Origin of the sequence: Flavobacterium sp. 245, from assembly GCF_004362055.1 — a bacterium.
In the GTDB taxonomy this organism is placed as follows: Bacteria; Bacteroidota; Bacteroidia; order Flavobacteriales; family Flavobacteriaceae; genus Flavobacterium.
In genome coordinates this window covers 118,679-131,763 of record NZ_SNXB01000001.1, presented here as the reverse complement: position 1 = coordinate 131,763, position 13,085 = coordinate 118,679, and the positions used below count along the sequence as shown (strand labels likewise).

General features: G+C 33.3%; 12 protein-coding genes and 1 riboswitch. Of the genes, 11 read left to right on the top strand and 1 reads right to left on the bottom strand.

Translation table 11 applies throughout. The annotated features are described in order from the left end of the window. Window positions 1-3 precede the first annotated feature (3 nt). The 9 genes from EV145_RS00525 to EV145_RS00485 all read left to right on the top strand — a co-directional run bounded on the left by EV145_RS00525 (window position 4) and on the right by EV145_RS00485 (window position 10,251). The gene (locus EV145_RS00525; RefSeq protein WP_133523298.1) at window positions 4-1,308 is read left to right on the top strand and encodes an O-acetylhomoserine aminocarboxypropyltransferase/cysteine synthase family protein; all 1,305 of its coding nucleotides are present in this window, start codon (window positions 4-6) and stop codon (window positions 1,306-1,308) included. A gap of 181 nt (window positions 1,309-1,489) precedes the next feature. After that, window positions 1,490-2,578: an aspartate kinase gene (locus EV145_RS00520; protein WP_133523297.1), complete on the top strand. Its 1,089-nt coding sequence runs from the start codon at window positions 1,490-1,492 to the stop codon at window positions 2,576-2,578. 555 nt (window positions 2,579-3,133) lie between these two features. Further along, window positions 3,134-3,337 carry a hypothetical protein gene (locus EV145_RS00515; protein WP_133523296.1) on the top strand — a complete coding sequence of 68 codons (204 nt, stop codon included), beginning with the start codon at window positions 3,134-3,136 and terminating at the stop codon, window positions 3,335-3,337. 264 nt (window positions 3,338-3,601) lie between these two features. Further along, window positions 3,602-3,710, top strand: a riboswitch (SAM riboswitch). Between the two features lie 79 nt (window positions 3,711-3,789). Then, a complete protein-coding gene (locus EV145_RS00510; protein ID WP_243739180.1) occupies window positions 3,790-4,773 on the top strand; it encodes an alpha/beta fold hydrolase in 984 nt (327 codons plus the stop codon). Window positions 4,774-4,775: 2 nt separating this feature from the next. Next, window positions 4,776-7,190, top strand: a complete 2,415-nt coding sequence (thrA, locus tag EV145_RS00505) for a bifunctional aspartate kinase/homoserine dehydrogenase I (RefSeq protein WP_133523294.1) — start codon at window positions 4,776-4,778, stop codon at window positions 7,188-7,190. Between the two features lie 124 nt (window positions 7,191-7,314). Then, the gene (locus EV145_RS00500; protein ID WP_133523293.1) at window positions 7,315-7,740 is read left to right on the top strand and encodes an OsmC family protein; all 426 of its coding nucleotides are present in this window, start codon (window positions 7,315-7,317) and stop codon (window positions 7,738-7,740) included. 139 nt (window positions 7,741-7,879) lie between these two features. Then, window positions 7,880-9,052 (top strand): trans-sulfuration enzyme family protein, encoded by a 1,173-nt coding sequence (locus EV145_RS00495; protein ID WP_133523292.1) that lies wholly within the window; start codon window positions 7,880-7,882, stop codon window positions 9,050-9,052. Window positions 9,053-9,207: 155 nt separating this feature from the next. Continuing rightward, on the top strand, window positions 9,208-9,708 hold the full coding sequence (locus tag EV145_RS00490; RefSeq protein ID WP_133523291.1) for an RDD family protein: 501 nt from the start codon (window positions 9,208-9,210) through the stop codon (window positions 9,706-9,708). Between the two features lie 132 nt (window positions 9,709-9,840). Further along, window positions 9,841-10,251 (top strand): RrF2 family transcriptional regulator, encoded by a 411-nt coding sequence (locus tag EV145_RS00485; protein ID WP_035645602.1) that lies wholly within the window; start codon window positions 9,841-9,843, stop codon window positions 10,249-10,251. Window positions 10,252-10,310: 59 nt separating this feature from the next. Here the strand turns inward: EV145_RS00485 and EV145_RS00480 are convergent, their stop codons facing one another. Beyond that, window positions 10,311-11,093 (bottom strand): sulfite exporter TauE/SafE family protein, encoded by a 783-nt coding sequence (locus EV145_RS00480; RefSeq protein WP_133523290.1) that lies wholly within the window; start codon window positions 11,091-11,093, stop codon window positions 10,311-10,313. A 311-nt stretch (window positions 11,094-11,404) separates the two neighbouring features. Between EV145_RS00480 and EV145_RS00475 the strand changes: the two genes are divergently transcribed. Both EV145_RS00475 and EV145_RS00470 read left to right on the top strand, forming a co-directional pair. Next, window positions 11,405-12,307, top strand: a complete 903-nt coding sequence (locus EV145_RS00475) for a sulfite exporter TauE/SafE family protein (RefSeq protein ID WP_133523289.1) — start codon at window positions 11,405-11,407, stop codon at window positions 12,305-12,307. Between the two features lie 27 nt (window positions 12,308-12,334). After that, window positions 12,335-13,045, top strand: coding sequence for a phosphoadenylyl-sulfate reductase (locus EV145_RS00470; RefSeq protein ID WP_133523288.1), 711 nt, complete (start codon window positions 12,335-12,337; stop codon window positions 13,043-13,045). Window positions 13,046-13,085 lie beyond the last annotated feature (40 nt).

Sequence of the window (13,085 nt, the reverse complement as noted above, 5' to 3'; positions counted from 1 at the left end):
ATCATGAGTACACAAAAATTCGCAACAAACGCACTACACGCAGGACACGATGTTACTAAAAATGCAGGAACAAGGGCAGTGCCAATTTATCAAACTTCATCATATGTATTTAATAATGCTGATCATGCAGCCAATTTATTTGGTCTTGCTGAAGCTGGATTTATTTATACACGATTAAATAACCCAACAAATGATGTTTTAGAACAGCGGTTAGCAGCACTTGAAGGCGGAATTGGAGCTGTAGTTACGGCATCTGGAGCATCGGCAATTTCAACAACTTTCTTGACTTTGCTAAGAGCGGGCGATCATATCGTGGCTTCAAACAGTTTATACGGAGGAACATATAATCTGCTAAATGTAACTTTACCGCGTTTAGGAATTACAACCACTTTTGTAGATCCTTCAAAACCAGAAAACTTCACGAAAGCGGCGAAAGAAAATACGAGAGCTTTCTTTGTAGAATCATTAGGAAATCCAAAATTAGATGTATTGGATTTAAAAGGAATTTCGGCGGAAGCCAAAGCATTCAAAGTGCCTTTTATAGTAGATAATACAGTTGCGACACCTTATTTATTAAACCCTATTAAATATGGTGCCGATATTGTAATTCATTCCTTAACAAAATATATTGCCGGAAACGGAACTTCATTAGGAGGTGCCATTATTGATGCCGGAACTTTTGACTGGTCTAACGGAAAATTCCCTGAATTTACAGAGCCTTCGGCAGGATATCACGGATTAGTATATCATGAAGCTTTAGGAAATGCTGCTTTTATTGCAAAAGCACGAATTGAAGGTTTGCGTGATTTTGGCGCGGCTTTGAGTCCGTTTAATGCTTTTCAAATTATTCAGGGATTAGAAACTTTGCCAATCCGAATTAAAAAACACAGTGAAAATGCTTTGGCCTTGGCTGAATGGCTAGAGAAACAAGATGAGGTAGTTTGGGTAAATTATCCAGGTTTGAAAACTAATAAATATTATGATTTAGCCAAGGAATATCTTCCTGCCGGACAAAGCGGGATTATCACTTTTGGATTAAAAGGAGGTTTTGATGCTGCCAAAAAAGTGGTCGATGAAACCAAATTGTTCTCATTATTAGCCAATATTGGTGATACAAAATCATTGATTATTCACCCAGCAAGTACAACGCATCAGCAATTGTCTGAAGAGGATCAATTGTTAACTGGAGTTTCTAAAGATTTAGTCCGACTTTCTGTTGGAATAGAAGATATTGAAGATTTAATCGCCGACTTAAAAGCGGTTTTTGAAAGCGTTACACAAGCGCAATACAGTATCAATAAAAATTAGGTTTTTTTGTTTTTTGTTTGAAAAATTGCCTTTAGCGGTGTGGTGCCGCTAGAGGTGATTTTTTATGATTAAAAAATTCACAATATATGTAGAGACGCACTGCTGTGCGTCTAACTCGGAACACGAGATGCTTAAACTTATATAGTTCAATAAAATTAGATGTGTTTTAAAAATTAAAATTATGTCAAAGCTTAAAATAAATATTATTCTTTTCGGGATTGGAAATATCGGAAGCACTTTAATCAATCAGATTATCGAAAGTCAGGAATTTTTTCTGCAGAGTAAAAATGTCGATTTTCATTTTCCAATAATTACCAATTCAACTGTTGCTTTTTTTGAGAAAGAAGGCGTTGGATATGCGTGGGAAACCAATTTTAGAGAATTGGCTGTTCCTTTCAGGGTTGAAGATATTATAGAATTTGCAAAAGAAAATGAATTTGAAAACTTGATTGCCGTTGATGCGACAGCAAGTGACGAACTAATTAGTCATTATAATACTTTGATCGAAAACGGATTTAATATTGTGGCAGTCAATAAAAAAGCCAATACGCTCCCAATCGAATTATATAAACAATTAAGAGAGAATCTTAAGAAATACGATAAAGAATTCTTGTATGAAACCTCGGTTGATACAGGATTTCCGGTTTTGCAGACTTTGAGAGATTTATATTATTCTGGCGAAAAAATCACGAAGATTAGAGGTGTTTTTTCAGATCATCTGAGTTATGTTTTTAATCGGTTTTCAGCCGAAGAAAATTCTTTTGCATCAATTCTAAAAGATGCCAGCCTCCTTGGATTAATGCGTTCTACGTTTAAAGAAGATTTGTCAGGAAACGATACTGCTAAAAAACTATTGATTTTAACTCGAGAAATTGGAAAGGAATTTGAATTGTCTGATATAAAAATCAATCCTATTATAAGAGAAGAACATTTGGAGAAAAATGGCATCTTAAATAAGGAGGCAATTGATAAATCATACAAGATTGCAAAAATTACTCAGGCAGAAGATCATGTCCTGCGATATGTGGGTGAATTTGATGTTGAGAAAAATACTTTGGAAGTCAAGCTAGTTTCAGAACCTGCAACATCTGCAATTGGGCAGTTAAAAGGATCTGATGCCATTTTTGAAATCTACACAAAGTCTTATGCCGATGTTCCTATTGTTATACAAGGAGCATCACCATGCAAACAGGCAATTTCGCGAGGAATTATAACCGATATTTTAAAAGTAGCCGAAAAAATCAAAAACAAAGAAGCTGTCTGGCTTTAAGTGGTTTTTAAATAGTAGAAAAAAATAGTTCTTTGACAGATTGAAACAGAAAAGTTAGCTAAATTTTTGTAAGATAAAACTTCTTTAATTCAAAATATTAATTTTGTAAGATGTTTTTTAACGGTAAAAAGCTGTTTTTTAACGTTTTTTAGGAATAATTAAGCTTTTATAACTTGGAAAATTAAAAAAAATATCGCAAATTTGTAAGACAAGTAAGATCTGTTAAAAAGAGATGCTTAATTGTTAAAATAAACAATCGCTTTTTGGAGCTAATCAAATCAAAAAGCTTATTAAAGAAAATTAAATGCAGAATTTTTTTCAAATAAAAGTCAAACAACAAATGAATAAATCCCTACAGATGAACAAGATGTTTAACGTCGCACGTATTTGTGTACGCGTCTGTTGATACTAAAAGTATATATAAGTTCTATAAAAACTTAAACCCTTTTGGTATTAAAATCCGAAAGGGTTTTTTTATTCCATTTGAATAGCATAACAAAGAATTAAAGAAATAGTAAAGATTATAAAACGCAAACTAACTTAAACTTAAATATCATGAGCACATTAAACTACTTATCAAAAACATTTTTGACATTGAAAAGCATAAGAGCTAAAAGAAACAATCCGCCTCCACCAACAAATGAATTAGTTCATCCAAGATTTGGAATAACTGAGACAGATAAAAAAGAGGTAAAAAAAGATCCAAATTCTTTATTGTTCTTAATGTATTCAAAAGAGAATGAAACGCTTTTTATCTAAATCAAAAAGCAGCATAAAATAGGGTAAAACCCGCTTAATTTTACTGGGCATTGTGTTCGGTAAATTTTTGCGTATAATAGTTTTTAAACAATAAACGAAGAGATTGTCTTATAAATTGACACTAATTCTTTCGACTTTATGACTTTTAAACTTTCGACTTGCTTTAGATAATGTTTAAGAAATTGAGGAATCAGTTTCGATAAAATTTGTTAGTTTAAGAAATTAGTAGTTAATTTGCACCGTTAAGTTCAAAAACGTATTGAAATGTTATAAAGAAAGGAGGAGGGATTAGACCCGATGAATCCTTAGCAACCCTTCGTTAATTCGAAGAAGGTGCTGCATTCTACCACGCCCAAACGTGGAAAGATAACAACAAGAATTTTTCTAGTTTCAAACTCTAGACTTTCTTTCTAATATTTCCACATACAAATCATAAATAAAAAGATTTGAAATTGGAAAATATACCCAATCCCATTATAATTCAAGATTTCATCACTGAGAGTGGTGCGATATTTTCATCATTACCGTTAAGTTTCACGCTTTTTGGTTTGCCTTTGCATACAGCGCCAATTGTTTTGGTAAATCATGCTTTGACAGGAAATGCGCAAGTGACTGGCGAAAACGGATGGTGGAATGATTTAATTGGCGACGGAAAAACAATTGACACCCATAAATTCACTGTTTTGGCATTTAATGTGCCAGGCAACGGGAACGATTCATTTGTAATTGAAAATTATCAGGATTTTACCGCCAGAGATATTGCAAGAATTTTTATCAAAGGTTTAGAAGCGCTTCATATCGAACAAGTATATGCTATAATTGGAGGTTCTGTTGGAGGCGGAATTGCGTGGGAAATTCTAGCATTGGAACCAAATATTACAGAACATTTGATTCCGATTGCAACCGACTGGAAATCGACCGATTGGATGATTGCAAATTGCTATTTACAGGAACAGATTCTGAATAATTCTTCAAAACCAATCGAAGATGCCAGAATCCATGCCATGCTTTGTTATCGTTCGCCAGAATCGTTCAAAGAAAAATTTCAGCGAACTATAAATCAGGATCTTTTGATTTTTAATATTGAAAGCTGGCTGGCGCATCACGGAAAAAAATTACAGCAGCGTTTTCAATTGGCATCTTATAAATTGATGAATCAACTGCTTAAAACTATAGATATTACCAGAAATAGTGAGGATTTCGAGGCATTAATATCAAAATCAAACGCATCGATTCATATCGTAGCAATCAACTCAGATTTGTTTTTTACACCAAAAGAAAATCTGGAAACTTATAATGAATTAAAAAAGTTTAAAGAAAATGTTTCCTACAGCGAAATAGATTCGGTTCACGGACACGACGCTTTTTTAATAGAGTACAAACAATTAGATCTTTTACTTGCCGATATTTTTAAGGCAGAAATAATAGCAAAATAAAAATGAAAGTATTAAAATTTGGAGGTAAATCATTATCAAACGGAGAAGGACTAAATAAAGTCGTTTCAATCATTTCTGATAAAGTAAATCAAGGCGAGCAAATTGCCGTAGTCGTTTCTGCAAGAGGAAATGCAACAGATGAATTAGAAGATATTTTAAGAATTGCTGCTAAAAACGGGAATTACAAACCGCTTTTGGAGAGTTTTAAAGCTTATCAGACTTCAGATTACGGTCAGGTTGATTTGTCAGAAGAATTCAATATTCTGGATAAACTTTTTGAAGGCGTAAGCTTGATTGGTGATTACAGCAATAAAATCAAAGATCAGATTTTATCGAAAGGAGAATTGCTTTCGGCTAAATTATTGACAGCTATTTTAATTGAAAAGGGTATCCCGGCAAACTTTGTTGATACCAGAGAATTGCTTAAAACAGATTCAAAATTTGGTGACGCTCAGCCTTTGGAACAACTTTCAAAGAAAAACGTTATCAATTATTTCAAACTTCATAATGGTGAAACTGTAAATATTGTTACAGGTTTCATTGGTTCAAATAATAACAACGACACGACAACTTTAGGACGCAACGGAAGCAATTATACGGCTTCGCTGATTGCAAATTATTTAAATGCTGAGGAGCTTCAAAATTTCACACACGTTGACGGAATTTACACAGCAAATCCAGATTTAGTTGCCGATGCTAAAAAAATTGAATATTTGTCGTTTAATGAAGCGAATGAATTGGCCAATTTTGGCGCAACAATTCTGCATGCTAAAACGATTATTCCTTTGTTGGAAAAAAATATTCCACTTCGTATTTTAAATACATTCAATCATGAAAATCGCGGTACTTTAATCACTTCAGATTCTGCTAAAGAAGGGATCAAAACACTTTCTGTTTTAGAAAACGTTTCTTTGGTAAATCTTGAAGGTCGCGGGTTGCTTGGAAAAGCTGGAGTTGATGCTCGTATTTTTAAAGTAATGGGCGATCACAACATTAGCGTCAGTATCATTTCGCAAGGTTCTTCTGAAAGAGGAATTGGATTAGTTGTTGCTAAAGATAAAGCGACGCTTGCAATGGTTGAATTAGAAAAAGAATTCGAAAATGATTTCTATTCTAAAGATGTAAACCAAATTACAGTAACCGATAATGTTTCGGTAATTTCGATTATTGGTCAGGATTTGAGTACTTTCCACAAGCCATATACTGCATTAATCAAAAACAAAATAGTTCCAATTTTATTCAACAACACGGTTACGGGTAAAAACGTGAGTTTAGTTGTTAAAAAAGAAGAACTGAACAAAGCCTTAAATGTAATTCACGGAGAGATTTTTGGGGTTTCTAAAAAAATCAACATTGCGATTTTCGGTCATGGATTAGTTGGTGGAACTTTAATTAATCAAATTTTAGAATCAGCTGCAGCGATTGAAAAACGTAAAGATGTTAAGCTGAATGTTTTTGCAATTGCAAATTCTAAAAAACTGTTATTAAATAGAAATGGCGTAACTTCAAGCTGGAAAAATGATATTCAGACAAAAGGTGAAGAATATTCAATCAATGATATTATTGCGTATGCAAATGAGCATCATTTAGAGAATTTAATTGCGATTGATAACACGGCAAGTACAACATTTGTAGAAAACTATATTCCGCTTGTTGAAAGCAGTTTTGATTTGATTTCTTCGAATAAAGTAGCCAATACGCTGACGTATGGTTTTTATAAAGAATTGAGAAAAGCTTTGGCCGAAAATCAAAAGAATTATTTATACGAAACCAATGTTGGAGCAGGTTTGCCATTAATTGACACCATTAAATTACTGCATCTTTCAGGTGAAAACATCACAAAAATAAAAGGAGTTTTCTCAGGAACATTGAGTTATTTATTTAATAATTTCTCTGCTAAAGATGCTCCGTTCAGCGAAATTCTGAAGGAAGCAATTGATAACGGATATACAGAACCAGATCCGCGTGAGGATTTATGCGGAAATGATGTGGGAAGAAAATTATTGATCTTGGCAAGAGAATTAGATTTACAAAATGAGTTTGAAGAAATCTCAATTCAGAATCTTATTCCGGAACATTTACGTGAAGGAAATGTGTCTGATTTCTTAACGAAATTAAAAGAATTCGACCCGATTTACGAGAAAATAAAAGCCGATCAAAAACCAAATCATGTATTAAGATACATTGGTGAATTGTCTGGTGATTTACAAAATGATAAAGGGAATTTAGAAGTAAAATTAGTTTCTGTTCCTTCAGACACTGCTTTAGGCGGATTAAAAGGTTCAGATTCTTTCTTCGAAATTTATACAGAATCTTACGGAGATCGTCCAATTGTTATTCAGGGAGCCGGTGCAGGTTCTGCAGTTACAGCGAGAGGCGTTTTTGGAGATATTCTGAGATTATCTGATAAAGGGTAAAAAGTCTAGTTTGTCATTGCGAGGAACGAAGCAATCACATTTGCAAAATCAAGCTTTGTGTAATTGTTAGTGAGGTTGCTTCGTTCCTCGCAATGACAATAAACAAAAACAAAAAACAAAAAAAATGAAAGTAACCTTAAACAGAGTAAACGACGCATTTCATTTTAAAGTAAAAAATGAACGCGGACATGTAGTTGACGTTGACAGCAGAGCTGAATTTGGCGGAAGCGATTTAGGCGCAAGCCCAATGGAGCTAGTATTAATGGGCGTTGCCGGTTGCAGTGCGATTGATATGATTTCGATTTTGAAAAAACAGCGTCAGGAAATCACATCTTTTAATGCTGAGGTTGAAGGAACACGAGTGCAAATCGAAGAAGCAAAACCTTTTAAAGAAATTGATGTAGTTTTTTATTTAGAAGGCGATATCAATCCTGAAAAAGCACAGCGCGCTGCACAGCTTTCTTTCGAGAAGTACTGTTCAGTTGCTAAAACTGTTGAGCCAACTGCCACTATTAAATACAAAGTTGTATTGAACAACGAAATACTATAAATTAGAAAATGAGTCAATTAGAGAATTAGATAATTTTTAGATTGGCTAAAAAGACTCACTTGTTTACGTTTCAAATCATTGTTTTACACATCGTATAAACCTGAAACTTGAAACCTGAAACAAAAAAAAACAAAAAATAATGAACGAACAAGAATTTGGTTTTGAAACTCAAGCCATCCGTACACATTTAGAAAAAACACAATTTCAGGAACATTCAACTCCTTTGTATTTATCATCAAGTTTTGTATTTGAAGATGCTGAGGATATGAGAGCTTCTTTCACGGAAGAAAAAGTCCGTAATATTTACTCTCGTTTTAGCAATCCAAATACAACAGAATTTGTAGACAAAGTTTGTGCAATGGAAGGTGCCGAAGCTGGTTATGCATTTGCAACAGGAATGGCTGCGATATACTCGACGTTTGCCGCATTGTTAGAATCAGGAGATCACATTGTTTCTGCTGGAAGCGTTTTTGGATCAACTCATGCATTGTTCATGACATATTTCCCAAAATGGAAAATTGAAACTTCTTATTTTGATATCAATAAACCAGAAACTATTGAAAGTTTTATAAAACCAAATACAAAGATTTTATATGCAGAAACGCCTACAAATCCAGGTGTAGATGTAATTGATTTGGAATTGTTAGGCCAAATTGCCAAAAAACACAATTTGATTTTAATAATTGATAACTGTTTTGCAACTCCATACATTCAACAGCCTATCAAATATGGAGCTCATATTGTAGTCCATTCAGCAACAAAATTAATCGATGGACAAGGTCGTGTTTTGGGTGGAGTTGCCGTTGGAGATGCTGAGTTGATTCGTAAAATTTATTTGTTTTCAAGAAATACCGGACCGGCAATGTCAGCTTTTAATGCTTGGGTTTTGTCTAAAAGTTTAGAAACTTTGGCTGTGCGTGTTGACAAACATTGTGAAAATGCTTTAAAAGTGGCTGAGTTTTTAGAAAGTCACCCAAATGTAAACAGTGTGAAATATCCTTTTTTAAAATCACACCCAAAATATGAGATTGCTAAAAAACAAATGCTTTTAGGCGGTAATATTATTGCTATTGAAATTAAAGGCGGTCTTGAAGCAGGAAGAAAATTTTTGGATAAAATTAAACTGTGTTCGCTTTCGGCAAATATTGGAGACGTAAAAACTATTGTAACGCATCCGGCTTCTACAACGCACAGTAAATTATCTGAAGAAGATCAATTAGCTGTTGGAATTACACAAGGTTTAGTTCGTGTTTCTGTAGGTTTGGAAACCGTTGCTGATGTAATTGCTGACTTGAAGCAAGCTCTTGAATAAATAATTTTAGATTTCTACTTTAAATAATGACGATTTTTGACTGTAAATTTATTACTGTTAAAAATCGTCATTCTTTTTGGTGTAATTTGCATAAAAAATATATTTTTGTTAGGAACTAAAAAAAACTAATAAATTATAAAACTACCAATTTCTATATGAGTAATTCAGGTTACATTCTTGATGACAGACTGCTGGCTCCTGTTGGAATCCGTTTTTTTAATTTTATTTTAGATGGCATATTTGTAGTTCTATTATTTATGGGAATCTGCATTTTAGCTGGAGTTCTTATAGGTTTATTTGGTTTGACAGGTTTTAGCCTCTGGATGGACAGCTTAGGAGATTGGGGATGGAATATAGTAATAATGCTGATTTACTTTTTTTATTTTTTAATTACTGAAGGAATATTTGGAAGATCTTTAGGTAAATTTATTACAGGAACAATCGTGGTTAATGAATATGGTGAAAAAACAGATTTCGTAACAATTTTGAGAAGAACTTTATGCCGTTTTATACCGTTTGAAATATTTTCATGCTTTGGAACTAGAGGATGGCACGATTCTATTTCTGATACTTATGTTGTAAATAAGAAAGCACTTGTTGAAGAAATAAAATCATTTCATGAATTCAATTTAATTGGGATTAACGAAGTAATCTGATAGAACAGGTAGAATATAATTTCTATTCTGTTAATATTCTCATTTAAAAAGCCTATTTTTGTTGCAGAAATAAAATGTATCGTTTCGAGACATTAAATTCGGAACAACTATTTTGCAATTTAAAATTTAAAAATGCTTTCAAAAAAAACAAAATACGGAATAAAAGCGTTGACTTATTTGGCCAGACGAGAAAATAATGATCCTGTTCAAATTGCCGAAATAGCGAAAAACGAACATATTTCCATTAAATTTTTAGAAAGTATTTTATTATTGCTTAGAAATTCAGGTTTTCTGGGAGCAAAAAAAGGAAAAGGCGGTGGTTATTATTTAATCAAAGATCCCAAAGATATTAGTATGGCAAAAGTCTATCGAATTCTTGAAGGACCAATTGCATTATTGCCTTGTGCGAGTCATAATTTTTACGAAAGATGTGACGACTGTGATGACGAGTCTACTTGCGCTGCCCGAAGATTAATGACAGAAGTTAGAGATAATACACTTAAAATATTAGAAAGCAATTCTTTGGCAGATATTGCATTTTAAGAAATAAAAAAGACCATTTCCAAATTAGAAATGGTCTTTTTTTATAGTGATGATTTTATTTAAAAAATCAATTTATATCCTGTAAAGAATAACATTACTGCTATCGCATTTCTAAGAAATTGATCCGGAACTTTTCCGCTCAGCATACTTCCCATATATATTCCAGGAAGTGATCCCATTAACAGTTGTCCAAGTAATCCTACGTCTAGATTTCCCATAGAAGCATGTCCAATTCCTGCAACAAGCGTTAATGGAACAGCATGAGCAATTTCAGTTCCAACTAAGCGAGGCAACGGTAATAGAGGATAAAGAAAAAATAAAGTTACTGTTCCCAGCGCACCTGCGCCAATGGATGTTACTGTTACAGTTGCGCCAAGTAATATACCGATTGCAATAGTTAGCATATTTTGTGTGGTGCTTTCGTAATGAAATTTGTCTCCAGCATGCTTTTGAGAAAATTTCAAAAGCTTCTTTTTAAATATAATGGCAACAGATGTAAATAATAATGCCCAACCTAAACTATACTTTATAACATGATTAATGGTATCAATATCTGTCTTGATGCTGTTTAATATCCATAAAGTCAATAAAGCAGCAGGAACACTGCCTAATGTAAGCCATCCTGTAATTTTCCAGTTTATATTTCCTTTTTTATGATGAACAAATATCCCTCCAGCTTTCGTAAAAGCAGCATAAAGCAAATCTGTACCCACTGCAGTTGTTGGCGGAATATTAAAAAATAATAAAATCGGGGTCATTAAAGAGCCCCCTCCAACACCTGTTAAACCTACAATAAAACCAACTGCTAACCCCGCAATTACAAGACCAATCTGAAAATCCATAAAAAAAGTTTGGCGTAAAAATAATAACAATTTTATAATTATCCTATAGATATGGTAGACTTTAAAGTGCTATATTTGTAAACAAATGTCATTACAAGTTTATTTTGTTGTAAGACAGTAATTTATGATTTTAATTTTGGAAGCGAATTTATAAAACTAAAAAAAAACAACGCTTACTTAATGTAAAGAGAATTAGTGCTGTAAAAAAATTAAATAATGTTTTGATATTTAGAAATAAGTATTAATTTTGCATAGTAATCTATTAACCCGATAGGGTAATAGATTTTGCATCAAAAGCCAGTCCTGAGAGTATGGAAAAAGAATTGAAGATCAATAGTTACGATGTTAGGTCAGATGCATCAATAAAAGAAAAATTATGGGTGGTAGTGCCTTTGGTTTTATTGGTAGGCTTGTTAGCTACCTTAATTTTTAATCACTACACTGAGTTTTCATGGAGCGGATTTATTGGGGGTTTTAATCAGGAGTTTTTGGTGTTTTTTGCGATCGGTGTTTTTGCTCAATTAGTAGATGGCACATTAGGAATGGGTTATGGAGCAACTTGTACTTCGTTTTTGCTGGCATACGGAGTTCCACCTGTTGTTAGCAGTACAGGAGTTCACGTTGCAGAAATGTTTACAACAGGAGCATCGGCAATTTCACATCACAAATTCGGGAATATTAATAAAAAACTGGTAAAGCATTTATTAATTCCGGGTGTTTTAGGTTCTATTACAGGCGCGTATTTATTGTCAGATGTGATTAACGGAGATATTATAAAGCCATTCATTGCCGTTTATATGATTGTTTTGGCAGGTATAATTATTAGAAAAGCACTTGCAAAATCAATTGTTAAAAAGAAAACTACTAAACTGGGTTATTTAGCCACTTTTGGAGGTTTTATGGATGCGGTTGGCGGTGGCGGTTGGGGGCCAATTGTAACCTCAACATTATTAGGAAGAGGAAGAAATCCGAGATATACTATAGGTTCTGTAAATGCAGCTGAGTTTGCAATTTCATTTGCAAGTGGTATAACATTTATGCTTTTTGGAGGAATTCATGGTTGGCAGGTTATTTTTGGTTTGATTTTAGGAGGTGTAATTTCAGCACCATTAGGAGCTTATTTAGTAAATAAAATCAAAAGAAAACCAATGATGATTGCAGTTGGAGTTCTAATTATATTATTGAGTTTAAAAACATTATCTAAATTATTGTAGAAATAATTTTAGAAAGGAAGAAAGATTATGAGTGCGATTATTGTACAAGATTTATTAGATAAAACAAAAGATTTTTCGCTTGACGAAACTTTAGTTTTTTTAGCTAAAGAATACCCGGGAAAAGTGATTTTTTCGACTTCATTCGGTCAGGAGGATCAGGTAATTACAGATTTCATTGCAAAAAGCAATACTGATATTACTGTTTTTACTCTGGATACCGGAAGATTGTTTCAGGAAACTTATGATGTTTTTCATAAGACATTAAAAAAGTATAAAAGACCAATTGAGGTTTATTTTCCGGAAGCAACAGCGGTAGAAAATTTACTAAAAGAAAAAGGGCCGAATAGTTTTTATGATTCGGTTGAGAATAGAAAAGAATGTTGTTTCATCCGAAAGGTGGTTCCGTTAAGAAAAGCTTTGGCAGGAAACTCAGTTTGGATCACAGGTTTAAGAGCAGAGCAATCGGAAAATAGACAAGATTTGAATTTATTTGAATACGACGGAGGTTTTGAAATCATCAAATTTAATCCCTTATTAAAATGGTCTTTAGAGGAAGTTGAAACCTATTTATCAGAAAACAATGTTCCTCAAAATGCCTTACACAAACAAGGTTTCGTAAGTATAGGATGCGCACCATGTACAAGAGCCATTTTTCCGGGAGAAGATATCAGAGCCGGAAGATGGTGGTGGGAATCAAGCCACAAAGAATGCGGATTGCACAGCGCTAAGAAAGAGTAAAGAGAATAGAATAAAGAAAATAGAACAAAGAGCATAGAAT

Coding starts and splice junctions, on each gene's coding strand:
- EV145_RS00490 (WP_133523291.1), top strand. CDS start 9,208: ATGAGTAATTCAGGTTACATTCTTGATGACAGACTGCTGGCTCCTGTT.
- EV145_RS00495 (WP_133523292.1), top strand. CDS start 7,880: ATGAACGAACAAGAATTTGGTTTTGAAACTCAAGCCATCCGTACACAT.
- EV145_RS00470 (WP_133523288.1), top strand. CDS start 12,335: ATGAGTGCGATTATTGTACAAGATTTATTAGATAAAACAAAAGATTTT.
- EV145_RS00485 (WP_035645602.1), top strand. CDS start 9,841: ATGCTTTCAAAAAAAACAAAATACGGAATAAAAGCGTTGACTTATTTG.
- thrA (WP_133523294.1), top strand. CDS start 4,776: ATGAAAGTATTAAAATTTGGAGGTAAATCATTATCAAACGGAGAAGGA.
- EV145_RS00515 (WP_133523296.1), top strand. CDS start 3,134: ATGAGCACATTAAACTACTTATCAAAAACATTTTTGACATTGAAAAGC.
- EV145_RS00500 (WP_133523293.1), top strand. CDS start 7,315: ATGAAAGTAACCTTAAACAGAGTAAACGACGCATTTCATTTTAAAGTA.
- EV145_RS00520 (WP_133523297.1), top strand. CDS start 1,490: ATGTCAAAGCTTAAAATAAATATTATTCTTTTCGGGATTGGAAATATC.
- EV145_RS00475 (WP_133523289.1), top strand. CDS start 11,405: ATGGAAAAAGAATTGAAGATCAATAGTTACGATGTTAGGTCAGATGCA.
- EV145_RS00525 (WP_133523298.1), top strand. CDS start 4: ATGAGTACACAAAAATTCGCAACAAACGCACTACACGCAGGACACGAT.
- EV145_RS00480 (WP_133523290.1), bottom strand. CDS start 11,093: ATGGATTTTCAGATTGGTCTTGTAATTGCGGGGTTAGCAGTTGGTTTT.